Raw genomic sequence first — 23,954 nt, 5'->3', positions numbered from 1 at the left:
CGGCCCTGTGAGGGCTCCGGTACGACGGTTAGGGTGCCCTCGTCGACCTAGAACAGGAGTCCACATGCCGCAGATCACCATCGAACACTCCCCGCGTCTCGACCGCGTCCACTGGGAGGAGTTCGCCGTGGCGCTGCACCCGGTCGTCGTCGAGACGGCGGCCGCGAAGCTCGAGGCGTGCAAGACCCGGGTGCTGCGCACCGAGGACGAGGCGGTCGGCGGCGAGACGGCGAACCACGCGATCGTGAACGTCACGATCGCCCTGCTCGCCGGGCGGTCGGACGAGACCAAGGCGAAGCTCACCGAGGCCGTCGTGGACCTGCTGTGCAAGCACGTCGGGTCCGAGGACGGCCTCACCGTGCACCTCTCCGCCGAGGTGCGCGACCTGGACGCCTCCTACACCAAGGCCGTGCTCTAGGAGGCCAGCGCGATCAGCCGGGCCGCCAGGTCGGTGAAGGGGCCGTCGTGCGGTTCGTCCCGGAGCATGTGGCGCAGCAGCGCGGCCATCTCCTCGTCGTGGGCCGCGCTCACCGCGGCCAGTGCGGCGAAGTCGTGCACGAGCTGCACCTCCAGCTCGGCGCGCGGGATGCGCCGGCCGTCCAGCCAGATCAGCGCGGTCGACTCGGCGAGCGAGATCCAGGAGCGGATGACCAGTTCCAGCCGCGCGGGCGGTTTCTCCACCCGCAGATGCGAAAGGATCTGGTCATACGCGGCCTGCCGCACGGAGTCGATGAGCGCGTTGGTCGCCGAGGATCCGACGGCCGGGCCGCCCCGCATCAGCGCCGCGAAACCGGGCCCGTGGTCGTCCACGAAGTCGAAGTACCGCCGCATCACCCGCAGCAGCCGCGTGCCCAGCGGCCCTTCCCGCGCCTCCACGAACCGGTCCGACAGATCGTCGGCCGCACGCTTCAACGCGGCCTCGTAGAGGCTGAGTTTGCCGGGGAAGTAGTGGTAGACCAGCGGCCGGGAGATGCCTGCCGCGCTCGCTATCTCGTCGATGGAGACATCGTCGGGCGAGCGTTGGCTGAACAGTTCGAGGGCAACGCCGATCAGCTGCTGCCGCCGCTCCTCGACTCCCATTCTTCGCCGTACCCCGGTAGTCATGCGAACACCTTACCGATCGGATCCGGCCCGGAACGGCCCGGTCCGGACACGGCTGTTCACATATCCAGCACAATTCGCTCACTTCGCGCGCGCGAAACGCAGATCAGCATCGAGTCATCGCGCTCCGCGTCCGTCAGCAGCTCGTCCCGGTGGTCCACCTCGCCCTCCAGCACCCGCTGCCGGCAGGTCCCGCAGAAACCCTGTTCGCAGGAGTAGAGGGTGTCCGGCAGTTCCCGGCGCACGGCGGCCAGTACGGAGGAGTCCGCCGGGACCGCCAGCGTCCGCCCACTGCGCCGGAGTTCGACCTCGAAGGCGGCGCCCGGCGCGGTGGCGCGGGGCGTGAACCGCTCCAGCCGCACCCGCGGGAACCGCTCCTCGACCGCCGCCATGAGCCCTTCCGGGCCGCAGCAGTAGACGGCCGCCCCCTCGGGCACGTCCAGCGCGCCGAGTTCGGGCACCCCGGCGACGACCGTCACCTGGTCCAGCTCCTCGAGCTCCGCCAGGAACGGCATCGACTCCCGTGACCGCCCGCAGTACAGCAACCGCCACTCCGCCCCCTCCGGCAGCGCCCGCAGCATCGGCAGGATCGGGGTGATCCCGATGCCGCCCGCCACGAAGACGTACGACGACGCCTCGACGAGCGGGAAACGGTTGCGCGGCCCGCGCACCTCCAGCTCCATGCCCTCGGCCACCTGCTCGTGCACCTCGCGCGAGCCGCCCCGCCCGTCCGCCACCAGCCGGGTCGCCACCGTGTACGAGGAGGTGTCCGCCGGGTCCCCGCACAGCGAGTACTGCCGGACAAGGCCCGACGGCAGGACGAGGTCCAGGTGCGCGCCGGGCTCCCAGCGCGGCAAGTCCCTTCCCTCCAGGCGCAGTTGTACGACCCCGTCGGCGACCTCCTCCCGCGAGGCCACCAGCAGCCGCAGCGCCCGCGACCGGGGCCGCCCGGAGACCGGTTCGTCCAGCGCGGGCATCGGCCACAGCGGCGAGGCCCGGATACGGCGGCGCATCGCCCGGCGGGTGAGGAGGGCGGCCCCCGCGGCAAGCGCGACGGTCAGCGGCCTCGGCATCACGCGGCTCCCTTCTCGGCCGCGAGGGCCGCGACGGCGGCGGGGGAGGAGGCGAGATAGGCGACGGCCTGCTCGGTGCAGCCCTCCTGGGAGGGGTGGTAGTCGCGGCTCAGATAGCGCGGTATCGACCGGAGCATGTCGCCGGTCCCGGGCAGCACGCCGTGCCGGCCCCGGACGTGGAAGTCCTTGAAGCTCGCCCTGCCGTCGTTCAGCGTCGGGTCGTTCGCCATGAAGAAACGGACCCCGCGCTGCCACAGGAACACCAGCGTCGTGAAGGCCGTGGCCCAGGTGCGCACCCGGCGCCGGTAGCTGCCGTCCACGTGCTGGAAGAGGTCGAAGGCGACCGAGCGGTGCTCGACCTCCTCGGCGCCGTGCCAGCGCAGCAGGTCCAGCATGGTCGGATCGGCGCCCCGCCGGTCCAACTCCCCGGCGTTCAGCACCCAGTCGCCGAGGAAGGCGGTGTAGTGCTCGATGGCGGCGATGAGGGCCACGCGTTCCAGGAGCCACCACTTGCGCGCCTTGCCCGGCGGCAGGGTCCGGTCGCCGAGCAGCTTCTCGAAGAACCAGTCGATCTGCGCGGTGTAGGGCGTCGGATCGAGGCCCAGCTCCTTCAGATGCGGCAGCACCTCGTCGTGGGCCTGCGAGTGCATGGCCTCCTGGCCGATGAACCCGATGACGTCCTCGCGCAGCCGCTCGTCCCGGATGAGCGGCAGCACCTGCTGGTAGACGTGCACGAACCAGCGCTCGCCGGCCGGCAGCAGAAGATGGAGCACATTGATGGTGTGCGTGGTGAAGGGATCGCCGGGCACCCAGTGCAGCGGGGTGTCCTCCCAGGCGAAGGACACCTTCCGCGCCTTGAGCGGCACCCGGTCCGGCGTGTTAGACATGGCGTCAATGTACTGACGGGTAGGGCTTCCGGGAACCCTCGTGCACGCTCTTGTTTACAAGAGTGTCAGCAAGCTTGTGTCAGCAAGCCCGTTCCTGACCCGGCCCGCTCCCGGCCTACCGCAGCCCGTTGATCGACCGCCCGTCCTCCAGCGTCCCCTTCAGCCCGGCCTGCGCGCCTTCCTTCGTCTTCACGGTCAGCAGGTTGCCCCGGGCGGAGCCGCTGACCGCGCCCGTCGCACTGATCGACGCCGTGTCCTTGCTGCCGGCCGCCAGCAGATACCAGTTGCCCGCCTCGGACTTCCACAGCACACCCGCCAGCACCTGCGGGTCCCGCGGCCCGCACGCCGGGACGTTCTCGGCCTTCGCCGCGACCGCCCCGTACGTCCCGCCCGGTGTGCGGAACTGCGCCAGCACCCGGGTGCCGCCACCACGCCAGGTCTCGGCGCGCGTGCACATCCAGTCCGCGGCACCGCTCGCGTCCGGCAGCCGCTGCTGGGCGTAGGGCCATGCGTTCACCGTCCTTACGCCCGCCGAGCGCATCGCCGACAGGGAGCAGGCGTACGGCGCCCAGGTGTGCAGCGCCTGCGCGCCGGACACCTCGTGGAGCGCGCCGGGGCGGCCGGTGGTGAGCCGGGCCGGGACCAGTTCGCCGAGGTCGCTCATCAGCCGGGTGCCGCCGCGGTCGGTCAGCTGGAGGACGTTCCAGGAGGTGCAGCCGGTGGTCTGCTGGGCGGGGCCGGCCAGCGGCGAGGTCACCCCGTCGGTCAGGGTGAGGGCCATCGCGCCGGCGGAGGGCTTCAGCAGGTCCCGCTCGGCGGCCTTCGTCACCCAAGGCGCCATGAGATAGCGGACATTGCCGTCGGCCCGGCCCAGCACGACCGCGCTCGCCTCGGCCGACGTCGCCCCGTCGACCCGCGCGAAGTCCAGGGCCGCGCCCTGCGTGCCGTCCTTCGGCTCGGCGTAACGGGCGATGCGCAGACCGTCGTAGAGGATCACCACACGCGCGTTGTCGACGTTCCCGGCGTACAGGAGTTGGGCCGGTCCCGAGGGGCCGCCGGACGGGGTGCCGGGGGTCGCGGAGACCTGCACCGTCTCGCCGGGGCGGGCCCAGACGGCGAGGGCGCGGCGCAGCAGCGCGGTGTCGTCGGTGAGGTCGCCGCGGGCGGGCCACACGGAGAAGTCGTTGCGTGAGGCGGCCTGCCAGGCGGTGGCCGGGACCCTCGTCAACCGGCCCGGGTCGAGGGCGGCCTGGGCGGCCGGGTTCTGCGCGTACGCGGGAGCGGCCGCGCCGTCCGGGCCCCAGCCGTCACCGGGCAGGCCGAGCAGCGCCCCGCACACGGTGACGGCCACGGCGGCGGCGAGCGCGGCCTTCATGTGCTGCCGGCGCCGCATCAGGTCGGTGGGCCGGGCCTGGAGCGAGCAGGGGTCGAACTCGGCGGAGTCCAGCAGCGGGTACTGGGCCGGGACGGTGTCGGCCTCCTCCAGCGCCTCCTCCGGCTCCGCGACACCGGCCGCCGTCAGCACCCGGCGGACCTCGCCGTCCGGGAGCCGCTCCAGACCGCGCAGGACATAGGCGGCGCGGGCCGGGCCGGACAGGGCGGACAGCTTCTGGTCCAGGGCGAGTTCATCGGCCCCGCCCGAGCGCGGGAAGAGCCTCAGGCCCCGCACCTGGGGGAGCAGCGGCGGGAGCTGGGAGCGCTTGGGCCACGACTTGAAGGAGAGCGGCAGGCCCGCCTCCAGTGCCGTACGCAGCACCTGGAGGCGGACGAGGGCGTAGCCGGGGTCGCCGTCGCGGCCGGTCGACTGGGCCGGGATGACGGGCGTCGAGGCACGGCCCCGGGGCAGGGCGCGCTGGGTGAGGGCGTGCGCGGTCAGGACCCGCCGGTTGCGGCCCAGGCTCGGCGGCAGCACCAGATAGGCGAGCCGGACGAGCCGTGGGTAGTGCTCGACGAGCGCGGCCTCGGCCTGTTCGACGTCGACGAACGGCTCGGGGGAGGCGGGTGCGGGGGGCGGGGCGACATCCTGTGGCTGCACGTTCAGCAAAACGAGCGAATCGTTGGTTGGTCACCACCGTCCGGGTGGCTCAGCTCCCGGACGGTTCCTCCGGCTCGACCAGTGCCCGCGCGTAGTTGGCCATCGACCGCTGGTAGCGCGGCAGATGGGGGGCCAGCGCGCCCAGGACGAGGGAGAGGCCCTCGCGGTCCCGGCCGAGGCTGGACAGGCACAGGGCCAGACACCCTCGTACGGCGTCGTCCAACTCGTCCGAAGGGGCGTCGAGTTCGGGTGTCAGCAGCTTGACGCCCTCTTCGGCCTGTCCGATGTTCCGCAGCGAGCTGGACAGCTGGATCTTGGCGCGGCGGCCCTTGTAGCCGCTCAGGCCCAGCGCCAGCGCCTCGCGGTACAGCGGGGCCGCCTTGTCGGAGTGTCCGGTCGAGTCCCAGGCGCAGGCCCGCTCGAAGGGGCCGTCCGGGCTGCCCTCGGGAAGCTCGGCGACCAGGGCGTCGATCACCGCCCGGAACTCGGCGGCGCGCTCCTCGGGGTACTCGTCGAAGGTGGCCCAGGCGGCCGTGATCTGCTGTTCCCAGTCCTCGTTCACCGGCATACTCTCGCACGGGTGTGCCCAGGGAGACAGCGGATTTGAGCACACCTTGGCCCGCGGCCGTATGGAAGGGGACGGGCACCCAGGCCCATGGGAAGGTTCCGGAGGAACAGATGAGGTTGACCCGATCGATGCTCGCGGTCGCCGCGGCGGCTCTTGTACTGGCCGGCTGCGGCTCCGGTGGCGACGACGACAAGGCCGCGGTACCGGAGACGGCGACCGGCAGCCTCGAGCACCTGGCCGCCGAGGTGGGCTGCGATCCGACCATCCAGATCGACGCCGACGAGATCCGCCAGGCCTCGTGCCGCAAGAGCGACGCCGACGGCAAGTTCATCCTGGCCACCTTCGCCACCGACCGCGGCCAGCGCGAGTGGATCAACGGGGCCAAGGACTACGGCGGTCACTACCTCGTCGGCCGCAAGTGGATCGCCGTCGGCGAGACCAAGACGGTGACCACCCTGCGCGCCACGCTCGGCGGCGACATCGAGGAGGGCCAGGACCACACCGCGCACTCCGGCAGTCACTGAGCACGGGCACGAGAAAGCCGGCGGTGGGATTTCCCACCGCCGGCTTTCTCGTGCGCTAGCTAGCTCACTGGCACTTCTGGCCGGTGTTGATGCACTTGACCAGCTTGTTCATCGTGTTCGCGGAGAAGAAGTTGATGAAGTCGTTGTGGTCGGTGATCGGCTTGTGCAGGTTCTCCGGGAAGGAGTCCACCGCGTACGGGTTCACGACCGTCCCGTTCTCGATGGTCGGGGCCGGGACGTTGTAGACCAGCCGGACCTGGAGCTGCGGGATCGCCTTGAAGTTGTTCGCACAGGTGCCGTCCGCCTGGACGAACGCCACGTGGGTGCGGTGGTTGGCGCTGTCGATGTTCTGACCGTCCCAGCAGCTCTGGAAGTTGGTCGTGCGCACCACCTGGCTGCCCTGCGGGCAGATCGGGTACTTGTCCTTCAGCTGGACCTTGTTCTCGAAGCCTGTGCAGCTCCAGTTGACGTTGGCGTTGGCGTTGCCGTTGACGAACGCCTTGGCGTCACCGGTGATGATGCGCAGGGCCGACGGCATCGCGACGACGTTGCCCTTCTTGTTGCCGACGAACTTCAGCTGCGCCTGCGCGGGCTGGAGGATCTTGCCCACGTTGCCCTCGGTGCCACCGCCGGCCGCGTTCTGGTCGAAGTCCTGCGAACCGTCCTGCACGCGCAGCACCGGCCAGAAGTACGACGACTTGTCGCCCTGGTTCTGGCAGCTGGTCTGTGCCGCCGCCAGCTCCTGGTCGCTCGCGAACGCGTCGTTGCTCTGGTTGCCGACGTAGTCGTGCAGGTGGTGGGCACCGTTGGAGACGCCGGGGGCCACGATCACGTTGTCCGTGTTGTGGTTGTCGTTCCCGTTGGTGCCGCACTTGGTGGTGAAGGTGCCGCGCGAACCCGACCGGCCGTTGGCGGCGAGTCCGTTGGCGCCCACACCGAGCTGGGCGTTGGCCTGGACCTGCGTGATGTCCACGAAGTCGGCGGCCGTCGGGCCGTTGCCCCCCTGGCCGTTCTGCTGGCCGCCGCCTTGCTGCTGACCGCCGCCCTGCTGCTGACCGCCGCCCTGCTGCTGACCGTCACCTTGCTGCTGACCGCCGCCTTGCTGCTGGCCGCCGTCCTGCTGCTGACCGCCGTCCTGGCCGGCCTCGCCGTCGTTGGTCTGCGGCTGTTCGGCCGGTACTCCGGTGCATCCGGCGAGCTGGCCCAGGTTGGGGTTGGCACCGCCGGCGCGCTGGATGTTGATCCGGATCCGGTCCAGAGCCGCGGTCCGCTTGTCCTTCAGCGGGCCGAGGATCGCGTTCTGCACGAACCCCGAGTCGTTCGTCTGTGCTTGGCGCGTGGAGGCGAGGCGGGCGTAGGCCTCGGTGATCTGCTTGTCCAGGTTCGCCAGCTCCGTGCTCACGCCGGACCGGGCCCCGTTCGGGACGTTCGTCAGCTTCTGGCCGACGTCCGGGCACTGGATCGTGGCGATCTGTGCCCCGGCGGCCTTCACCTGGTTCTGACCGGACCCCGACTCATGCGCCGAGGCATAGAAGTTCGCCCATACAAGCCCGCCCCCACCGAGCGCTAGGGCTGCCGACCCGGCCACGACCTTGGCGGTCATCGACGTACGGCGTTTGCGAATGTTGCGTCCCATGGAACTCCTCTGACTTCCTTGCGGGGCGTCGAGTCGCCCGACAGGAGTGAAGCGGCGTCGTTCCATACGGACGTGACCCCACGGGTGTTCAGTCGCCTCACAAACAAATCAGAGGATTACTCGGCCGCTGGGCCTCAACAATCGCCTGAACAGCGGAGGTTACAGAAAATCAGCAACCGTTCACCGGCCCTGGTCCAGATAGGCGAGGACCGCGAGAACGCGTCGGTTGTCGTCGTCCGACACCTCGAGGTCCAGTTTGGTGAAGATGTTGGAGGTGTGCTTGGCAATGGCCCGTTCTGTGACGACGAGCTGTCCCGCGATCGCCGCGTTGGACCGGCCCTGCGCCATCAGCTCCAGCACCTCCAGCTCCCGCGGGGTCAGCCGGCCCAGCGGCTGGTCCGCGGCGGCCCGCCGGCTCAGCAACTGCTGGATGACCTGGGGGTCCATCGCGGTGCCGCCCGCCGCCACCCGGTGCACGGCGTCCACGAACTGCGCCGCGTCGAACACCCGGTCCTTCAGCAGGTACCCCACCGCGCCGGTGCCGTCGGCCAGCAGCTCGCGCGCGTACAGCTGCTCCACGTGCTGCGACAGCACCAGCACGGGAAGCCCGGGCCGCGCCCGGCGGGCGTCGAGCGCACACTGCAGGCCCTCGTCGGTGTGCGTGGGAGGCAGCCGTACGTCGACCACGGCGACGTCCGGCTCCAGCTCGGCCAGCGCGCGGGCGAGCTCGGGGCCGGACTCGACGGCCGCGGCGATCTCGAAGCCGTGGGCTTCCAGCAGCCGGACCAGTCCGTCACGCAGGAGGAACAGGTCTTCGGCTAGGACAACGCGCAAGGGATCTCCATGGTCACCATGGTGGGACCGCCCGCGGGGCTGCTGACGGCCAGGACGCCGTCGAATGTACCCAGCCGGCGCTCGACCCCGGCCAGACCCGAGCCCGCCCCGATCGCCGCACCGCCCTTGCCGTCGTCGGTGACGGTGATCCGCAGCATGCCCTCGGCATGGTGCAGGTCGATCCAGAGCCGGTCGGCGCCGGAGTGCTTCACGGCGTTGGTGAGGATCTCGCTGATCGCGAAGTACGCCGCCGACTCGACCGGCGCCTCCGCCCGCCCGGGCAGCTCCACCGTCACGTCGGAGGGCAGCGGCAGCCGCAGCGCCAACGCCTTCACGGCGTCCCCGAGTCCGCGCTCGGCGAGCACCGGCGGATGGATGCCGCGGACCAGGTCGCGCAGTTCGGCGAGGGCGTCGACGGAGGACTTGCGGGCCTGCGCGAGCAGTTCCTTGGCCTTCGCCGGGTCCTTGTCGAGGAGCATCTCGATGGTGCCCAGGTCCATGCCCATGGCGACCAGCCGGGCCTGCGCCCCGTCGTGCAGATCCCGCTCGATGCGCCGCAGTTCGGCGGCGGAGGTGTCCACCGCGTCGCGCCGCGTCTCGGTCAGCACCCGGACCCGCTCGGCGAGTTCACCCTGGTTGGCGCCGAGAACGGCCTTGGTGAGCCGGAAGTGGGCCTGGAGCGCCCGGGGTGCGAAGAAGTGGCCGAAGAAGAGGATGACGAGCCCGAGGGCGGCGGCGGCCAGCGCCGAGGCCTGCCCGGTGACGGGGACGAACCCGTACCAGTACCCGTCGGGGAACACCCGCCACAGCCCCGCCGCCAGCGCGAATCCCTCCAGGGGGTAGAGCACGAGCACGGCCGGCAGCAGCGCGGTGAGATAGCCCGCCGTCATGTCGACCGGCAGCCAGCGCAGGTCCCGCCAGGTCGCCGGGTCCCGCAGCATGCCGAAGGTGCGCGTCCACGGGTTGGCGCCCTCGGGGATCGGCCGGTACGCCGACGGGATCCGTACCCCGCCCCACTCGGCGGCGAGCACCCGCCGCCAGTCCGCGAACGCCCGTACGCCGGTCAGCACCCACGGTGTGGTGACGATCCCGACCCCGATCGGGATCAGCGCGAAGGACACCAGGGAGAGGGTGAAGCAGAGCACGGCCCCCGGCAGCGCCACCAGCGCCAGCGCCAGCCCCCGAACCGCCGCCCGCCCTATGCCTTTTGCCCCTGTGCGACCGCTGTCGCGCTGCGTCTCGATGTCCATGGCAGCCAGTCTGGCCGAGGGAGGCGGGCGGGGCACGGGGCTTGGACACCGGGTCAGGAGGTGGTGCTGGGTACACCCCCGTCCAGGCCCAGCACCTTCTCCTCCACCGCCGGGTCGAGCCCCACCGCGGGCCGGTCGGGCCGCTGGGGCGCGGTGCCGCCGATCTCCCGCAGCCAGCTCCAGGTGTCGGCCACGGTCTCCTCGACCGGCCGGCAGCGCAGCCCCGCCCCGACGGCCCGCGAGACGTCGGCACTGTGCAGCGCGGCCTCCAGATCACTGCCCGGCGGCACCCACACCGGCAGCTGGGTCCACGGCTCGATGCCCGCGCCGAGCACCACGTCCGGGTCGGTCCACCGCAGGTCGGCGGCGCCCCCGGTCACCTTCGAGCAGGCGTCCAGGAGCGCGCCCATGGTGGTGTGCCCGCGCTCGCTCATCAGGTTGTACGGCCCGCTCAGCTCCCGCTCCACCCCGTCCAGGATCCATTCGGCGAGGTCGCGGACGTCGACGTACTGGAGCGGCAGGTCCCGTGGTCCGGGCGCCAGCACCGGACCGCCGCGCGCGATCCGGGTCAGCCACCACGGCAGCCGCCCGATGTTCTCGTACGGCCCGATCAGCAGCCCCGACCGGACGAGCAGCGAGCGGTCCGCGCCGAAGACCTCGGTCGCGGCCAGCTCGCCGCCCAGCTTGTCGCGGGCGTAGTCGCGCTGCCCGGCGTCGGACGAGGCGCCCTCCACCAGGGGAGCGTCCTCGGTGTAACCGGCGGGCGGCGCCCAGGCGTACACCGAGCAGCTCGACACATACACGTACCGCCCGGCGCGGCCCCGCAGCAGCCGGGCCGCGTCGCGCACCGCGGACGGCGCCGCCGACCAGGTGTCGACGACGGCGTCCCAGGAGCCGCCGCTCCCGGCCAGTGCGGCGAGCCCGTCGGGCGCGGTGCGGTCGCCGTGCAGCGACCGCACCCCGGCCACGGGTGTGTGCCGTCCACGATGGAAGACGGTCGCGTCCCAGCCGCGCCCGAGGGCCGCCTCGACGACGGCCCGTCCCGCGAACTCCGTACCACCCAGCACCAGAAGTCTCATGTCACAGACTCTGCCCGCCGAAGCGGCCGTACGGGACGGATCTCTGCCGTCAGCAGAGGGCCGGTGCCGTCAGCGCCCGGTCGGCGGGGAGTACTTGTAGCCGACCCGGCGGATCGTCTGGATGGCCTGGCGGTTCTCGGCGCCCAGCTTGCGGCGCAGCCGGGCGATGTGGACGTCGACGGTACGGCCGTCGCCCACATGTCCGTAGCCCCACACCGTGGTGACCAGCTGGTCGCGGGTGTGCACCCGGTGCGGGTGCGCGACGAGATGGGCGAGGAGTTCGAACTCCAGGTAGGTGAGGTCGAGTTCCGCGCCGTTCACCTCGGCGGTGCGCTGCACGGTGTCGATCCGGACGAGCGGGTCGCCGTCGGCCTCGCCGGCCCGGCCCGCCGGGTCCGGCAGCAGCGGCGGCTGCTGGTCGGCCGGGACGAGCACCAGGTAGCCGATCATCGGCGGCTGGCCCGGCAGGGTGGGCAGGGTGTGCTGCGGAGCGGGCAGCCAGGTGGCGCCGGGCGGCAGGAAGTCCACCACGCCGGGGACGTCGTCCGGGCCGACGGCCCGGAGCCGATGCCGTGCGCCGCTCTCGGAAGGGGTGGGGAGAGGGGCGGTGGACAGGGAACGAGTGGTCGCCATGAGAAGTCAGCTCTTTTCGCGCGAGGAGGTTCGTCGGTGGACGTACGTCGACTGCGCGCTGGCCGAAGGCCGAAGGGGTGTACGGCTTTAGAGGGCCCGCGCGTTCACCGCGCGGCAACACACCCGGTCGAAGTCATGGTGCTGACGAGAGGGCCAGAACGGCTCGAGGTCATGGCGACCTGTCGCGCTGGGGTTCTGGAAGCTGGCCATGCGCTCATTGAAGCAGACACAGGCCCGCAACAGGAGACTCCTCTCACTGCTTGGACGCTTCCTCGATGTGAGATCGAGCGTGGTGTGCCTCACCCCACCAGGCGTTTGCGCCAGACCAGGGGAGTGACGGTGATGGTCTTGTCCGGACTGCCGTCCCACTCCGTGGACAACCCGGCGGCCTCGAGAGCGGCGACGATCTTGCGGCCCACGGCGGCGGTGGCCTCCGGGCTGTTGTCGATGTCTCCGTAGTAGAGGGTGAGTTCGTCGTGCTCGGCCGCGCTGCGGGTGCACTGGTAGTGGAAGAAGACGAAGCCCCGGGCGCCCGCGTCCGCCATCTCGGCGCCGATCTCCGCCTTCCCGCAGCCGCCGCAGCAGGTGAAGTTCTCCCGCGCGACGATGCCGTCGCTCTCCAGCGCGGCGAACGCCCGCTCCAGGCGGTCCGGGTCGGTCGGCCCCGACCAGGTCTCCTGCTCCTCGACCCGCTCCAGCCACAGCCGCTCGACGATCGGGCGGGCCTGGGCGGTGGTGAGCCGGTCCTCCACCATGTACACGGTCTCGCGGATGATCTCCTCGATGCCGAGATAGCCGTCGGCGAGCGTCTCGCGCACATACGTCTCGGCCTGCGCGGCGACCTCCGGGTCGGGCGGGGGCACCTCCTGGGGCGCCGCGAGCTCGTCGCGCTGCCAGGTGACCGAGGCGTCCCAGTCCTGCTCCTGCCGTGCCCAGCGCGCCATCACGTCCGCGACGAGGTCCGGGTCCGTCACCTCGGTCACCCACATGTGGGGGACGGAGCCGGTGCGGTGCTGGAACTCGTAGACCCCACCCGGTGAGTGGGCGACCTGGATGAACACCGCCGGCCGGTCCGGTATCCGCTGCACGATCAGGAAGTGATCGCCGCTGCCCCCGATCCGGTGCACCAGCTCACGCAGGCGCGCGGCCGAAATCCGGGTGTGTGTCTCGTTGTTCTCCGTGTGGACCTTGATGTCGAGCGGGCCCCCGTCGATCTCCATGCCCCTACCTTCGCATGTCCCACTGACAACGCACCGAGGGGCGTCCACCACGCGGGTGGACGCCCCTCGGGAAGCTACTGGCGGGCGGATCAGACCTGACCGGCCTTCTCCAGCGCGGAGCAGCACGTGTCGACGATCAGACGCGTCACCAGGTACGGGTCGACGTTGGCGTTCGGACGGCGGTCCTCGATGTAACCCTTGCCGTCCTTCTCGACCTGCCACGGGATACGGACCGAGGCGCCACGGTTGGAGACACCGTAGGAGTACTCGTTCCACGGGGCGGTCTCGTGCAGACCGGTGAGCCGGTCGTCGATGCCGGCGCCGTAGTTCTTGACGTGGTCGAGCGGCTTGGAGCCCTCACCGAGCGACTCGGCGGCGGTGATGATCGCCTCGTACGTCTCGCGCATCGCCTTGGTGGAGAAGTTGGTGTGCGCGCCCGCGCCGTTCCAGTCGCCCTTGACCGGCTTGGGGTCCAGGGTGGCGGAGACGCCGAAGTCCTCGGCGGTGCGGTAGAGCAGCCAGCGGGCGATCCACAGGTGGTCGGAGACCTCCAGCGGAGAGACCGGGCCGACCTGGAACTCCCACTGGCCGGGCATGACCTCGGCGTTGATGCCGGAGATCGCCAGGCCCGCCTTCAGGCAGTTGTCCAGGTGCGCCTCGACGACGTCACGGCCGAAGATCTCGTCGGCGCCGACACCGCAGTAGTAGCCGCCCTGGGGGGCCGGGAAGCCGCCCTTGGGGAAGCCGAGCGGGTAGCCGTCCTTGAAGAAGGTGTACTCCTGCTCGATGCCGAAGATCGGCTCCTGAGCGGCGAACTTCTCGGCGACCTCGGCCAGCGCGGCGCGGGTGTTGGAGGAGTGCGGAGTGAAGTCGATGTCGAGGACCTCGCACAGCACCAGGATGTCGTCGCCGCCACGGATCGGGTCCGGGCAGGTGAACACCGGCTTGAGCACGCGGTCGGAGGAGTGCCCCTCGGCCTGGTTCGTGGAAGAACCGTCGAAGCCCCAGATCGGCAGCTCGGCGCCCTTGGCGGAGTCGGCGAGTATCTTGGTCTTCGAGCGAAGCTTGGCCGTCGGCTCGGTGCCGTCGATCCAGATGTACTCAGCCTTGAAGGTCACGGGACACATCCTTCGGGGTGGGTCTCTAGGCGCATGTGCGGGTGCTGCGGCGCTGCGGCACTGAAACGCCGCGCTTGATGCCCGGCAGCCTGTCAACAGGCGATTTCCCGATCATTGCTCTGATGTGAACCCCGTGTTACCTGGTGGTTCTGTGGCGCGTCTCACGGCGTGAGGACGGCCGGTGTGCACAAGCCGACACAGAAAGCCGACAGAAACCCCTGCTGACGGCTGGGCGGCGACACGCTCCGACGGGCTCGTATGCGATGCGGTTGCCGAAGACGTGTAGGTCCCGCTGTTCGTGGCCGCGAACAGCGGGACCCGTGACACGTACGGGGTTCTACGCCGTCGGCCTCACCCCACCTTCTCGATCAGAGCCCGTCGGATCAGGAACTTCCCGGGCTCGCGGACCTGCTCGAAAGCGGCGTTGTTCAGCAGCGCGCAGCTGCCGGAGACCGACGTGACCTCCACCGTCGTGGACTTGTTGTTGTCCAGGTTGGTGACCTTCAGCTTCGTCCCCGCCGGGAACTGGTTGCTGGAGGCGGCGGGCGCCCCGGCCTCGCCGGAGAGGGTCACCGTGGAGCCGTTGCAGACCTGCTGCCCCGAGACGGCGGCCGGTGCGCTCGGTACCGCACTCGGGGCCGCGCTCGCCGCGGCGCTCGGCGTGGCCGGCTGTGCCGCCTGGGAGTCCTGAGCCGACTCCCCAACAGCGCATCCGGACGCCTTCTGCTGCACCTTGATCTGTGCGATGACGGCCTCGCGGTTGGCGATCCGGGCCGTGGACTGCGCGTCCGGTGCGGCCCGTTGACCGTCGATGAACTTCTGGTTGTTGCCGAGGGCGGTGGCGAGCCCCTGGCAGACGGCCGAGTCGGCCTTGGTCCGCACGTTCTGCGGAGCCTGCGAGGCGTTCGAGGTGCTCGCCATGACGAAGGCCCCACCACCCGCCACCGCGGCCGCACCGACGAACAGCGCGACCTTCTTGCCCGTACTGACAGTTCTCCTACGCGACATGCGCGCCTCCTGAGAGGTCGGGGAGCGTACGCCGCTATGTACGAGATACCGAACGAGGTTACTCAGCGGTTTACAGGAGTCACTGAAGTAACCTGCGTCACAAGGAACTTGGATCCTCGTACGCCACCACGTTGTCGTCGGCGTACTGGAGGAGATCCTCGGTCTCCTCGGTGATCGCGGCCTCGTCGGTCTCCGCCCCGTCCCCCCACTGCCCGTTGGCGAACACCACGGACCGCACGGTCATCAACCGCCGGAACACGCCCGCCGACCCGGGCGGCACGGTCGGCAGCCCCGCTTCCGGCGGCGGATCGAGCGACACCACCTGATAGGCCACCGGGTCCATCGAGGCCATCGCGAACACCTTCGAGGCGTCCTGGACGGTCCGGAAGCTCAGCACGGTCACCGTCACCTGCGACCGCCGCTCGGCGTCCGTGAACAGCGCGGCGGTCAACCGCTCGCACCCCTGCCCCTGTTGGATCAGCGCGGCCAGCTCCGGCGACATGCCCTCGGAGCAGTCGGTGGTGGTGGCCAGGTCGACGCGCTCGTACCGGGAGCCGTCGTCGAGCCGCACGCTCTTCGCGGGGAAGGCCTGCTCCGGACGGATCACAGGCCGGGAGAGCAAGGAGGGCAGCGTGGACGGGGCGCCTGAGGGCGGGGACGCGGTGACGGACGCGGCCGCCGACGGCGGGGGAGCGGCCGCCTCCCGATCACCGTCGCCGCCCGCGTACCGGAAGCCTCCCGCGGTGATCGCCGCGACGAGGACGGCACCCGTCCCCGCGGCCACCGCGCGCCGGGTGCGCCGCCGTCGGCGTATCCGCTCCTGCTCAACCACCCACTGGGTGTACGGGTCCGCGGCCCCGTACGGCGTTCCTTGATCACCGAAGGTCATGGCGGCGGAGGGTAACAGCGTCGACGCCCCCAACTCCCGCCGCCGGACAATCACTTGCTCAACGGGACAGAGCATCCCGTACGGCCTCGTCGGTACGGCCGACCACCGCCGTCCCGTCCTCCGCCGTGATGATCGGCCGCTGGATCAGCTTGGGGTGCTCGGAGAGCGCCTTGATCCAGCGGTCCCGCGAGGGCTCGTCCCGGGCCCAGTCCTTGAGCCCGAGCTCCTTGGCGGCGGCCTCCTGGGTACGGGTGATGTCCCACGGTTCGAGGCCGAGACGGTCGAGTACGTCCTTGATCTCGGCCTCGCTCGGTACGTCCTCCAGGTAGCGGCGGACGGTGTAGTCGGCGCCCTCGGCGTCGAGCAGAGTGAGGGCGCTGCGGCACTTGGAACAGGCCGGGTTGATCCAGATCTCCATGCCGTCCACGGTACGCGAAAACCCGTTCTCCACCTGGGTCACAGCGGCCCCGAAAGCCTTGTGGCCAGGGCCTTTTGTCAGTGGCGGAGGGTAGAATAGTAGAAGTGTTCGAGGGTGTTGCGGGGGGCGTCGTGGCCCCCCGAGGACGCCCTGACCGCGACAGGAGGATGCCTGTGCCCGCTGCCGCACTGAAGCCGTTGCCCACCCAGTCGACCGCTCAGCACCCGGTGCTGCTGGACCTGCCGTACGCGCCCGTGGAGAAGCGCGCGCTGCCGCCCGGACGCCCGCGCGAGTGGTACATCACGCACAACCGCCGCCTCAAGGCGATGCGGCTCGCCATCGCCCTGCTCGACTCGGGCGTCTATCTGCCCAACCAGGCCCGCAACGAGACGATAAGGGCCACGGCGGAGACGATCGGCGTCCATCCGCCGTCGGACACGACGTGCCACATGGTGCGGGCGCTGATGCGTTACGCACGGTGAGTCATGGCGCCGGGTACCCCGTGCCGCTCGGGGCACCCGGCGCCGTCTCGCCGCCGGCCACCCCTTACGCGGCCAACTCCCGCTCCAAGGGTGTCCGGAACCGCGGCGTCACCCGGGTCGCCCCCACCCACCCCCGCAAGCGCTCCGCCTCCGCCTCGATCGCCGCTTCCGCCTCACGCCCCACCCCCTCCCTCTCCAGCACCCGCCACACGATCTCCCCGTCGGCGCGCTGGGCCCAGCCGCCCACCACCCGCCCGTTCCACCACACCGTCGGTCCCACGTTGCCGCTGCGGTCGAAGAGCAGGGGCCGTAGTTCCGGCGCCAGATACCAGTCCCGCTGCCGCCACCCCATCGCCGTCGGATCGAGGGCGGGCAGCAGCGCGGCCCAGGGCTCCACGGGCCCGGCCACCGGCTCGACGTCCTGCGCCGTGACCCACCCCGTGCCCTCGTCCAGGGCCACCGCCCGCGCCCCGATCGCGGCCAGCGCCCGCCGGACCTCCGTCACCTTCCAGCCCGTCCACCACTTGAGGTCGTCCTCCGTGGCCGGCCCGCACACCGCGAGCCAGCGCCCGAGCAGGGCCGCCTGCGCCTCGGCGACGTCGAGTTCCGGATGCGCGGGCGCCACGGCCCAGCGGAACTGCGAGGACGTCCAGGAACCGAGCGGCCGCCCCCGTACGACCTTCCCCTCGACCCCCAACACCCTCAGCAGCCGCGTCGAGACGGTGTGCACACCCTCGTAGCTCTTCCCCACGGCGTACGCGAACTGCTCCCGCAACCGCGGCTCGTCCAAGGCCAGTTCGGACGCCGTCGCCTCACCCCGCCGCCGCAGCGCGGCCAGCGCCGACGCCTCGACCTCCGCCAGCCACACGGCATCCGGCGCCCCCGCCTTGGCCATGTCCTTGACCAGCGAGGCACGCTCCCGCGCGGCGACGGTCACGCCCGTCGAGGCGTGCACGACCGCGACCAGCTCGGCGGGGAACACGAACACCGTGTGCCGCATGCCGTGCATCCGCACCAGCGCACGATCCTCGTACAACGCCCGCTCGGTCTCACCCACGGTCTTCACCGACTCCGCCAACCGAGCCCCCACGGCCAGATACACGGTCGCCGGATCACTCCCGTGCAAGGCAACAAGCGCCGCGGCCACCTCCTCCGGCCGCCCAGCCCTCACCTCCCGCCCGAGCAGATGCCGCACCCCGATCCGCCCCCGCCGCTCCCCGACCCCCACATACCGCTCCGGCCCACCACCCATACCGACCTCCACTCATCCGCTGCCTCACATCCTCCCCGCCCCCACTGACAACGGCCTGCATCTTTCAGCCCGTCCGGCGTTTGAGGACGAGGCCCCTTCAGGGCCGATGGGGGTCCAGGGGGCGGAGCCCCCTGGGGCGGGGTCGAAGGGGCGGCAGCCCCTGGGGATGGGAACGGATAAGGGCGGCGGGGGCGAAAACCCTCGGGGGCACCCACACCCCGTCACCCGATCGCCGTACCCGACATGCGCCACCCCCCGTCCCACGCTTCCCTGCGAACAGGAGCAGGAGGTGGCACGCCAGACCCGGGAGGCGCGATGCACAGGCAGGGCGGCAGATGACCACCCCCGGCACCAGCACGCCCCGCACTCCCGCCGACCGAGCCACCCAAGGCCGAGCCGCCCGCAAACGCACCCCCCGCTCCGCCCACGCCACCTGGATCCCCTCCATCGACCGCCCGGACCCCGTCGCCGTACTGGAGCGCCAGGGCCGCGACCGCCTCCCGGAACTCCTCCCGATCCGCTACGGCCGTATGACCGCCTCCCCCTTCGCCTTCCTGCGCGGCGCCGCCGCGGTGATGGCCGCGGACCTCGCCGCCCAGCCCCGCACCGGCCTCACCGTGCAACTCTGCGGCGACGCGCACCTCCTCAACTTCGGCCTGTACGCCTCACCGGAACGCTCCCTGCTCTTCGACCTGAACGACTTCGACGAGACGTTCCCCGGCCCGTTCGAATGGGACGTCAAACGGCTCGCCGCGAGCGTCGTCGTGGCCGCCCGCGAGAACGGCCACAGCGAGCCGAAGGCGCACCGCGCCGCCGTGGAGGCGACGGCCGCGTACCGCACGTCCATGCACCGACTCGCGGGGCTCGGCGAACTGGCCGTCTGGTACGAGCGGACGGACGCCGACACCCTGCTCCCGCTCGTCCGCTCGGCCCGGCACCGAAAGCGCGTCGAGTCGAGCCTGACCCGGGCCCGCCGCCGCACCAGCCTTCAGGCGCTCGGCAAGCTGACGGAGGTCGTCGACGGACGCCACCGCATCATCAACGACCCACCGCTGCTGGAGCCCGCCGGCACCTCCGACATGGCGTCCCTGCGCAAGATCTTCAGCGACTACCGCTCCACCCTCTCCGAGGAGCGCCGCCTCCTGCTGGACCGCTACCGCTTCGTCGACGCCGCCCGCAAGGTCGTCGGCGTCGGCAGTGTCGGCACCCGCTGCTTCATCGTCCTGCTCGCCGGACGGGACGCGGACGACCCGCTGTTCCTGCAGATCAAGGAGGCGCGGAACTCCGTACTGGAAGAACATCTGCCGCGTGGCCCCTACGTCCACCAAGGACACCGCGTGGTGGTCGGCCAGCGCCTGCTCCAGGCGGCCAGTGACATCTTCCTGGGCTGGATGACCGGGCCCCAGGGGCGGGCCTTCTACTGGCGCCAGCTGCGCGACATGAAGGGCTCGGCGGGCGTCGCCGGTATGACCCCGGCCGCCCTCACCTCGTACGCCCGCCTCTGCGGCACCGCCCTCGCGCGGGCCCACGCCCGCTCCGGCGACCGCATCGCCATCGCCGCCTATCTGGGCAAGTCCGACACCTTCGACCAGGCCGTCGCCGAGTTCGCCCGGACCTACGCCGACCAGACCGTCACCGACCACACCACCCTGACCGCCGCGGTCGCCGCGGGAGTGGTGAGAGCGGCCCCGGAACTCTGACGGCCCGCGAGGAAGGTCTCAGGCGTACCGCTCCAACAGCCCGTCCACATAGGCCTCCAGGCGCCCGCCCAGCACCTCCGGCGTCAGCTCGGTCCGCCCCAGCTCGCGCCACGGCCCCGCCAGTTTCCCGGCGTCGGGGGCGTAGGCGAGGGAGTCGAGCAGCCGCCAGTACAGGTGATCCGTGCCCTCCGCGAGCCGACGTCCGCCGTGGGCCTCGTAGCGGTCCCGGAACCCGAGCCCGTGCTCCGGCCCGTGCAGCAGCGCGAGCGCCGTCGAGCAGTGGGCGACGTCCAGGTCGGCGGGGCCCCACGAGGTCTCGACCCAGTCGACGACACCGCTGATCCGCGAGTCGTCGCTGAAGAGCACGTTGCCGGGGTGGAAGTCCCGGTGCAGGAAGACACCTTCGTACGACGGCGGCTCGCGCCGGATGACGTCCACGGCCCGCTCCCACAGCGCGCCCCCGGGCACGCGCACCCGCTCCGGTGACGTCCAGGCCTGATAGGCGCGCGGGCGCTCGTCGGGTACGACCCGGTGGATCCGGACGAGTTGGGCCGCCAGCAGGTCGAGCCGCCGTACGAGATCCTCCTCGTCGACCCGCAGCCGGCCCGGCAGCCGGGTCATCAACAGGCTCGGGTGATCGCTGTGTTCGGCGGTGGCGTCCACGGCGAGCAGCTCGGGGGCCGGGATACCGTCCTGGCCGGCGAGCAGCGTGAGGATCGACGCCTCGCGGTTCAGGAGGCCGGGCGCGTGGTGCCGGAAGAAGGGCTTCACGAAGGACCGCAGGACCAGGTCGGAGCCGTCGTCGAGGGTGAGCGCGCGCATCTGCGAGCTCCAACCCCCGGACAGGGAACGGGTGGTGGTGACCGAACGGCCCGCGGGCAGCTGCTTGGCCACCCAGGCGCGGGTCGCCGTCCAGCCCTCGACCAGCAGCGCGTCGACGAACTCCCGCCGGTCGTCGGCGTGATCGTGGAACCAGAGGCCCAACCGGTGCGGCGCGTCCGGGATGTCGAGGCGCGTGTACTGCGACCGCGCGGCCAGCGCGTCCTGGACGGCCTCCGTCACATCGGGCGGGATGACCTCGTCGTGTCCCGGCACCGCGAGCACCGCCCGCCCCTCGTACGCCCGCAGCGCGTCCAGTGCGGGCGCCCCGCGCCAGCTGTCCGGGGTGCGCAGGATCGCGCTGAACCGGCTGTCCCCGTCGCCGAACGGCACGTCCCACGCCTCGGCCGCGTACACCGCCGGCGAGCACAGCCCGATCGCTGTCACGCGCTCGCCGTAGTGCCGTACGAGATCCGCCACCGTCTGCCCGCTCATGCTGAACCCGACGAGAATCAGCGGCCCGTCCGCCGGCACCCGGGCGTCGATCACCGCGACGGCCTGCTCGAAGCGCCGGCGCAGGCTCAACTCCCGCAGCTCACCAGTGGATTCGCCGTGTCCGGAGAAGTCGAGGGCCAGGACGCCGCAGCCCCGGCCCACGAACTCCTCCGCGATCGGCGTCAGCCGCTCCTTGCTGCCGTTGCCCGCCCCGTGCAGCAGAACGGCGGTGGCCCGGTCCGGGCCACCGCCGCCGTACACCCGCTGAGCCGTTCGCCGTCGTGGTGCTGAGTGAACGAGGAGATCATGACCTCATTCACTCATGGCGGCCCCGGCGTCAGGAAGCCGTTTCCGCCTTCGGCGCCCGCGCTGCCGCGATCGCCTCGCGCAGATGGTCCTCGTCGGCCTGGCTCAGCGAGGTCTGCACCAACTGGCCGCCGAACGGCGCGAGTTGCGGGATCACCTTGTCCTGGGCGGCCTGCTTGACCAGGACGAACAGGGCGGCGGCGCCCGGCCGGAGGTTCTGGCTGAGGTCCTTCATGAAGTTGTCGTTGATGCCGGTGTCGGTGACCGCGCCCCCGGCGGCGCCGGCCGCCGCACCCACCGCGGCACCGAGCAGCGGGGCCAGGAAGAGCAGCCCGATCACCCCGCCCCACAGGGCGCCGCCCGCCGCGCCCGCGGCGGTGTGGTTGAGGGCCTGGTGCAGCTTGATCTTGCCGTCCTCGCGCCGCTCGACGACCACGATGTCCTCCAGCTCGACGAGATGCTGCTTGGACAGCTCGATCACCTTCTCGCGGACCTGGTTGGCGGTGGCGAGGTCGTTGTAGGCGACGACGAAGAGATCACTCATCCGGTAACACCCCTTATTGGCGCAATGTGGCGTTTCGCCCGACTCTAGGGCGCCGGAATGCGGGGCGCACGCCAGGGAGGGGCAAAAGGAGATGCACACGGTGTGACCGGCTCCCTACGCTGGACACGCATTGCGGAGCTGCTTCCCACCGCTTGCCGCAGGGCCGGTTTCACCGGGCGGTCCCGGGGCTACTCTGCTGCTCACCCAACACGCACACGGAGGCCCGTGATGGGCACCATCGTCATGGCCGGGGCTGCGGTCCTGGTCGTCCTAGGATTCGGAAACAGCGTCTACTGGCTCGCCGCCGCCGCGGTGCTCTTCCTGTACACGCAGTACGGGCGCGGCGCGTCCTCGACGCCCTCCCGGGGCGGTTCCTCGTCCGGGGTCATGCCCAGCGACTACCGGGCGTACCGGGAGCGCCGCGACAAGCAGGCCAAGTGGGAGCGCCGCTACCGCCGCGAGCGCCCCTTCGAGTCCCGCCGTCAGGAGCGCGAGAAGAAGGGCAAGTGAGCCCTTCCCGGGCCGTCCCCGGTCATCGGCGTCACAGGCCGGGGGCGCCCCACACCGGGAACCAGCGGCTCAGATCCTGCTCGATCCGCAGATCGTCCCCGAGCGCCGCTCTGACCCGCAGTTCCAGCGCGTTGTCGCGCCGCTGCCCTCCGTCGGGCAGTGGCGCGAACGGGAACCAGGTGCCGCGCTTGTAGAGGTAGACCAGCGCGAGCGTACGGCCCTCGCCGTCACGGAAGCCGGCCAGCGAGCACAGCAGTTGCGGCCCGAAGCCGTTGACCTCCATCGAGGCGTTCACCGCGTGCAGGTCGTTCACGAGCTGGGGAAGCTCGTCGGGGGCCCGCTCGGAGACCAGCCAGGAGTAGCCGTACTCGTCGCGCCGCAGCCGGACCGGGGGGCCGTCGCGGTCGGCGTCCGCGTCCAGGAGCGCCTGCACCTCGCGGTGCGTCTGCTCGAACGCGGCGCCCTCGACCGTGGCGAAGCACACCGCCCCGCTGCCGGTCGGGGTGAACCCCGCGGCGGCCTCCAGGGTGACGGCCGCCGACGGCAGTGCGAAGAGCTGGTCGAGATCGGGTGCGACCGGTTTTGTGCGCCCGAGCAGAATGTCCAGCAGCCCCATGGGTGTCAGTCCGCCTTCCCCGGGGTCGCGGCCTCACCCAACTCGGTGGAGATCCGGCCCAGTTGATCCAGCCGCTGTTCCAGGCTCGGGTGGGTGGAGAAGAGCCGGGCGATGCCGGGCTCGGACCCGAGAGCCGGGGTGAAGTAGAAGGCGTTGAACGCCTGCGCGGTCCGCAGATCCTTGCTGGGGATCCTCGCGATGTCCCCGGAGACCTTGGTGAGCGCGGAGGCCAGCGCAGAGGGCCGTCCGGTCAGCTGTGCGGCGGCCCGGTCGGCGGCCAGCTCCCGGTACCGGGACAGCGCCCGGATGAGCAGGAAGGACAGGGCGTACACGGCCGCGGAGACCCCCATCACCCCCGCGAAGACGACGGCGGTGTTCTGGTCCTTGCGCCCGCTGAAGACTTGCGAGTAGAACGCGAACCGCACGATGAGCCCCGCGAGGACACCGAGGAAGGACGCGACGGTGATGACGGCGACGTCCTTGTGCGCCACGTGCGACAGCTCATGGGCGAGCACGCCCTCCAGCTCCGCGGGCTCCAGCCGCCGCAGCAGGCCCGTCGTCACACACACCACGGCATGATCCGGATTCCGCCCGGTGGCGAAGGCATTCGGCATGTCGATGTCCGACACGGCGACCACGGGCTTGGGCATGTCCGCGAGGGCACACAGCCGGTCGACGACCCCGTGCAACTCCGGATACTCCTCCCGCTCAACGACCCGCCCCCGCATCGCGAACAGCGCGACCCGGTCGGAGAACCAGTACTGCGCGCCCAGCATCCCCGCGGCGATCACCAGGACCAGCACCCAGGACCTCAGCAACACGATCAACGCGGCGACGAAGGCCACGTACAGCAGTCCGAGCAGAAAAAGCGTGACCGTCATCCGCACGGTCAGCCGCCGATCGCTCCGGAAACGGCTCTGCATCTGCATCACCCCGCAGTCAGGCACTCGCCCCACA

The 23,954-nt window shown here is 71.2% G+C and carries 24 protein-coding genes and 1 pseudogene; 5 read left to right on the top strand and 20 right to left on the bottom strand.

The window, feature by feature from the left end:
- The first annotated feature begins 64 nt into the window (after nucleotides 1-64).
- Nucleotides 65-418: a 5-carboxymethyl-2-hydroxymuconate Delta-isomerase gene (locus OG381_RS15610; protein WP_327716704.1), complete on the top strand. Its 354-nt coding sequence runs from the start codon at nucleotides 65-67 to the stop codon at nucleotides 416-418.
- Here the strand turns inward: OG381_RS15610 and OG381_RS15605 are convergent.
- From OG381_RS15605 to OG381_RS15585, 5 genes are all read right to left on the bottom strand, one after another.
- Nucleotides 415-1,104 carry a TetR/AcrR family transcriptional regulator gene (locus tag OG381_RS15605; RefSeq protein ID WP_327716703.1) on the bottom strand — a complete coding sequence of 230 codons (690 nt, stop codon included), beginning with the start codon at nucleotides 1,102-1,104 and terminating at the stop codon, nucleotides 415-417. The two genes, OG381_RS15610 and OG381_RS15605, sit on opposite strands and share 4 nt — an antisense overlap.
- 56 nt (nucleotides 1,105-1,160) lie before the next feature.
- Nucleotides 1,161-2,174 carry a PDR/VanB family oxidoreductase gene (locus tag OG381_RS15600; protein WP_327716702.1) on the bottom strand — a complete coding sequence of 338 codons (1,014 nt, stop codon included), beginning with the start codon at nucleotides 2,172-2,174 and terminating at the stop codon, nucleotides 1,161-1,163.
- Nucleotides 2,174-3,061 carry a metal-dependent hydrolase gene (locus OG381_RS15595; RefSeq protein ID WP_327716701.1) on the bottom strand — a complete coding sequence of 296 codons (888 nt, stop codon included), beginning with the start codon at nucleotides 3,059-3,061 and terminating at the stop codon, nucleotides 2,174-2,176. The genes OG381_RS15600 and OG381_RS15595 overlap by 1 nt, the downstream gene beginning before the upstream one ends.
- Nucleotides 3,062-3,176: 115 nt before the next feature.
- Nucleotides 3,177-5,096: a hypothetical protein gene (locus OG381_RS15590; RefSeq protein ID WP_327716700.1), complete on the bottom strand. Its 1,920-nt coding sequence runs from the start codon at nucleotides 5,094-5,096 to the stop codon at nucleotides 3,177-3,179.
- A gap of 49 nt (nucleotides 5,097-5,145) precedes the next feature.
- Nucleotides 5,146-5,664, bottom strand: a complete 519-nt coding sequence (locus OG381_RS15585) for a tetratricopeptide repeat protein (protein ID WP_327716699.1) — start codon at nucleotides 5,662-5,664, stop codon at nucleotides 5,146-5,148.
- 110 nt (nucleotides 5,665-5,774) lie between these two features.
- Here OG381_RS15585 and OG381_RS15580 point away from each other — a divergent pair, with 110 nt between their 5' ends.
- Nucleotides 5,775-6,188, top strand: a complete 414-nt coding sequence (locus OG381_RS15580; protein ID WP_327716698.1) for a hypothetical protein — start codon at nucleotides 5,775-5,777, stop codon at nucleotides 6,186-6,188.
- A gap of 64 nt (nucleotides 6,189-6,252) precedes the next feature.
- On the opposite strand, the gene OG381_RS15575 is transcribed toward OG381_RS15580, so the two are convergent.
- The 10 genes from OG381_RS15575 to OG381_RS15530 all read right to left on the bottom strand — a co-directional run bounded on the left by OG381_RS15575 (nucleotide 6,253) and on the right by OG381_RS15530 (nucleotide 16,273).
- Nucleotides 6,253-7,824: a DUF1996 domain-containing protein gene (locus tag OG381_RS15575; protein WP_327716697.1), complete on the bottom strand. Its 1,572-nt coding sequence runs from the start codon at nucleotides 7,822-7,824 to the stop codon at nucleotides 6,253-6,255.
- A 180-nt stretch (nucleotides 7,825-8,004) separates the two neighbouring features.
- A complete protein-coding gene (locus tag OG381_RS15570) occupies nucleotides 8,005-8,658 on the bottom strand; it encodes a response regulator (RefSeq protein ID WP_307031790.1) in 654 nt (217 codons plus the stop codon).
- Nucleotides 8,643-9,908: a sensor histidine kinase gene (locus tag OG381_RS15565; protein ID WP_327716696.1), complete on the bottom strand. Its 1,266-nt coding sequence runs from the start codon at nucleotides 9,906-9,908 to the stop codon at nucleotides 8,643-8,645. The genes OG381_RS15570 and OG381_RS15565 overlap by 16 nt, the downstream gene beginning before the upstream one ends.
- Before the next feature lie 53 nt (nucleotides 9,909-9,961).
- The gene (locus tag OG381_RS15560) at nucleotides 9,962-10,987 is read right to left on the bottom strand and encodes an NAD-dependent epimerase/dehydratase family protein (protein WP_327716695.1); all 1,026 of its coding nucleotides are present in this window, start codon (nucleotides 10,985-10,987) and stop codon (nucleotides 9,962-9,964) included.
- 69 nt (nucleotides 10,988-11,056) lie between these two features.
- Nucleotides 11,057-11,620, bottom strand: coding sequence for a winged helix-turn-helix domain-containing protein (locus tag OG381_RS15555; protein WP_327716694.1), 564 nt, complete (start codon nucleotides 11,618-11,620; stop codon nucleotides 11,057-11,059).
- A gap of 299 nt (nucleotides 11,621-11,919) precedes the next feature.
- Nucleotides 11,920-12,840, bottom strand: coding sequence for a DUF6891 domain-containing protein (locus tag OG381_RS15550; protein WP_327716693.1), 921 nt, complete (start codon nucleotides 12,838-12,840; stop codon nucleotides 11,920-11,922).
- 89 nt (nucleotides 12,841-12,929) lie between these two features.
- Nucleotides 12,930-13,958: a glutamine synthetase gene (gene glnII / locus OG381_RS15545; RefSeq protein WP_307031800.1), complete on the bottom strand. Its 1,029-nt coding sequence runs from the start codon at nucleotides 13,956-13,958 to the stop codon at nucleotides 12,930-12,932.
- Between the two features lie 351 nt (nucleotides 13,959-14,309).
- Nucleotides 14,310-14,966, bottom strand: a complete 657-nt coding sequence (locus tag OG381_RS15540) for a hypothetical protein (RefSeq protein WP_327716692.1) — start codon at nucleotides 14,964-14,966, stop codon at nucleotides 14,310-14,312.
- Nucleotides 14,967-15,063: 97 nt separating this feature from the next.
- On the bottom strand, nucleotides 15,064-15,855 hold the full coding sequence (locus tag OG381_RS15535) for a hypothetical protein (protein ID WP_327716691.1): 792 nt from the start codon (nucleotides 15,853-15,855) through the stop codon (nucleotides 15,064-15,066).
- 58 nt (nucleotides 15,856-15,913) lie between these two features.
- The gene (locus OG381_RS15530) at nucleotides 15,914-16,273 is read right to left on the bottom strand and encodes an arsenate reductase family protein (protein WP_327716690.1); all 360 of its coding nucleotides are present in this window, start codon (nucleotides 16,271-16,273) and stop codon (nucleotides 15,914-15,916) included.
- A 173-nt stretch (nucleotides 16,274-16,446) separates the two neighbouring features.
- Here OG381_RS15530 and OG381_RS15525 point away from each other — a divergent pair, with 173 nt between their 5' ends.
- A complete protein-coding gene (locus OG381_RS15525) occupies nucleotides 16,447-16,755 on the top strand; it encodes a hypothetical protein (protein ID WP_307031808.1) in 309 nt (102 codons plus the stop codon).
- Nucleotides 16,756-16,819: 64 nt separating this feature from the next.
- Here OG381_RS15525 and OG381_RS15520 read toward each other — a convergent pair whose 3' ends face one another.
- Nucleotides 16,820-18,007 carry a winged helix DNA-binding domain-containing protein gene (locus tag OG381_RS15520; RefSeq protein WP_327716689.1) on the bottom strand — a complete coding sequence of 396 codons (1,188 nt, stop codon included), beginning with the start codon at nucleotides 18,005-18,007 and terminating at the stop codon, nucleotides 16,820-16,822.
- A gap of 335 nt (nucleotides 18,008-18,342) precedes the next feature.
- Between OG381_RS15520 and OG381_RS15515 the strand changes: the two genes are divergently transcribed.
- Nucleotides 18,343-19,707, top strand: coding sequence for a DUF2252 domain-containing protein (locus tag OG381_RS15515; RefSeq protein WP_327716688.1), 1,365 nt, complete (start codon nucleotides 18,343-18,345; stop codon nucleotides 19,705-19,707).
- An 18-nt stretch (nucleotides 19,708-19,725) separates the two neighbouring features.
- Here OG381_RS15515 and OG381_RS15510 read toward each other — a convergent pair.
- Nucleotides 19,726-21,329 (bottom strand): annotated as a pseudogene (locus tag OG381_RS15510) (alpha/beta fold hydrolase).
- 29 nt (nucleotides 21,330-21,358) lie between these two features.
- Nucleotides 21,359-21,871 carry a DUF1269 domain-containing protein gene (locus OG381_RS15505; RefSeq protein ID WP_307031817.1) on the bottom strand — a complete coding sequence of 171 codons (513 nt, stop codon included), beginning with the start codon at nucleotides 21,869-21,871 and terminating at the stop codon, nucleotides 21,359-21,361.
- Between the two features lie 228 nt (nucleotides 21,872-22,099).
- Here OG381_RS15505 and OG381_RS15500 point away from each other — a divergent pair, with 228 nt between their 5' ends.
- Nucleotides 22,100-22,381 (top strand): hypothetical protein, encoded by a 282-nt coding sequence (locus OG381_RS15500; RefSeq protein ID WP_327716687.1) that lies wholly within the window; start codon nucleotides 22,100-22,102, stop codon nucleotides 22,379-22,381.
- A gap of 31 nt (nucleotides 22,382-22,412) precedes the next feature.
- Here OG381_RS15500 and pspAB read toward each other — a convergent pair whose 3' ends face one another.
- Nucleotides 22,413-22,997, bottom strand: coding sequence for a PspA-associated protein PspAB (gene pspAB / locus OG381_RS15495; protein WP_307031821.1), 585 nt, complete (start codon nucleotides 22,995-22,997; stop codon nucleotides 22,413-22,415).
- A 5-nt stretch (nucleotides 22,998-23,002) separates the two neighbouring features.
- Entirely contained in the window at nucleotides 23,003-23,920 is a 918-nt protein-coding gene (gene htpX, locus OG381_RS15490) for a zinc metalloprotease HtpX (RefSeq protein WP_327716686.1), read from the bottom strand.
- Nucleotides 23,921-23,954 lie beyond the last annotated feature (34 nt).

It is taken from the genome of Streptomyces sp. NBC_00490 (assembly GCF_036013645.1).
In the GTDB taxonomy this organism is placed as follows: domain Bacteria; phylum Actinomycetota; class Actinomycetes; order Streptomycetales; family Streptomycetaceae; genus Streptomyces; species Streptomyces canus_F.
This window is presented reverse-complemented; position numbering and strand designations above follow the sequence as displayed.

What these genes read in the sequence shown, in the direction of transcription:
- OG381_RS15610 (WP_327716704.1), top strand. Translation starts at nt 65, where the DNA reads ATGCCGCAGATCACCATCGAACACTCCCCGCGTCTCGACCGCGTCCAC.
- OG381_RS15605 (WP_327716703.1), bottom strand. Translation starts at nt 1,104, where the DNA reads ATGACTACCGGGGTACGGCGAAGAATGGGAGTCGAGGAGCGGCGGCAG.
- OG381_RS15600 (WP_327716702.1), bottom strand. Translation starts at nt 2,174, where the DNA reads ATGCCGAGGCCGCTGACCGTCGCGCTTGCCGCGGGGGCCGCCCTCCTC.
- OG381_RS15595 (WP_327716701.1), bottom strand. Translation starts at nt 3,061, where the DNA reads ATGTCTAACACGCCGGACCGGGTGCCGCTCAAGGCGCGGAAGGTGTCC.
- OG381_RS15585 (WP_327716699.1), bottom strand. Translation starts at nt 5,664, where the DNA reads ATGCCGGTGAACGAGGACTGGGAACAGCAGATCACGGCCGCCTGGGCC.
- OG381_RS15580 (WP_327716698.1), top strand. Translation starts at nt 5,775, where the DNA reads ATGAGGTTGACCCGATCGATGCTCGCGGTCGCCGCGGCGGCTCTTGTA.
- OG381_RS15575 (WP_327716697.1), bottom strand. Translation starts at nt 7,824, where the DNA reads ATGGGACGCAACATTCGCAAACGCCGTACGTCGATGACCGCCAAGGTC.
- OG381_RS15565 (WP_327716696.1), bottom strand. Translation starts at nt 9,908, where the DNA reads ATGGACATCGAGACGCAGCGCGACAGCGGTCGCACAGGGGCAAAAGGC.
- OG381_RS15560 (WP_327716695.1), bottom strand. Translation starts at nt 10,987, where the DNA reads ATGAGACTTCTGGTGCTGGGTGGTACGGAGTTCGCGGGACGGGCCGTC.
- OG381_RS15555 (WP_327716694.1), bottom strand. Translation starts at nt 11,620, where the DNA reads ATGGCGACCACTCGTTCCCTGTCCACCGCCCCTCTCCCCACCCCTTCC.
- OG381_RS15550 (WP_327716693.1), bottom strand. Translation starts at nt 12,840, where the DNA reads ATGGAGATCGACGGGGGCCCGCTCGACATCAAGGTCCACACGGAGAAC.
- OG381_RS15540 (WP_327716692.1), bottom strand. Translation starts at nt 14,966, where the DNA reads ATGTCGCGTAGGAGAACTGTCAGTACGGGCAAGAAGGTCGCGCTGTTC.
- OG381_RS15535 (WP_327716691.1), bottom strand. Translation starts at nt 15,855, where the DNA reads ATGACCTTCGGTGATCAAGGAACGCCGTACGGGGCCGCGGACCCGTAC.
- OG381_RS15530 (WP_327716690.1), bottom strand. Translation starts at nt 16,273, where the DNA reads ATGGAGATCTGGATCAACCCGGCCTGTTCCAAGTGCCGCAGCGCCCTC.
- OG381_RS15520 (WP_327716689.1), bottom strand. Translation starts at nt 18,007, where the DNA reads ATGGGTGGTGGGCCGGAGCGGTATGTGGGGGTCGGGGAGCGGCGGGGG.
- OG381_RS15515 (WP_327716688.1), top strand. Translation starts at nt 18,343, where the DNA reads ATGACCACCCCCGGCACCAGCACGCCCCGCACTCCCGCCGACCGAGCC.
- OG381_RS15505 (WP_307031817.1), bottom strand. Translation starts at nt 21,871, where the DNA reads ATGAGTGATCTCTTCGTCGTCGCCTACAACGACCTCGCCACCGCCAAC.
- OG381_RS15500 (WP_327716687.1), top strand. Translation starts at nt 22,100, where the DNA reads ATGGGCACCATCGTCATGGCCGGGGCTGCGGTCCTGGTCGTCCTAGGA.
- pspAB (WP_307031821.1), bottom strand. Translation starts at nt 22,997, where the DNA reads ATGGGGCTGCTGGACATTCTGCTCGGGCGCACAAAACCGGTCGCACCC.
- htpX (WP_327716686.1), bottom strand. Translation starts at nt 23,920, where the DNA reads ATGCAGAGCCGTTTCCGGAGCGATCGGCGGCTGACCGTGCGGATGACG.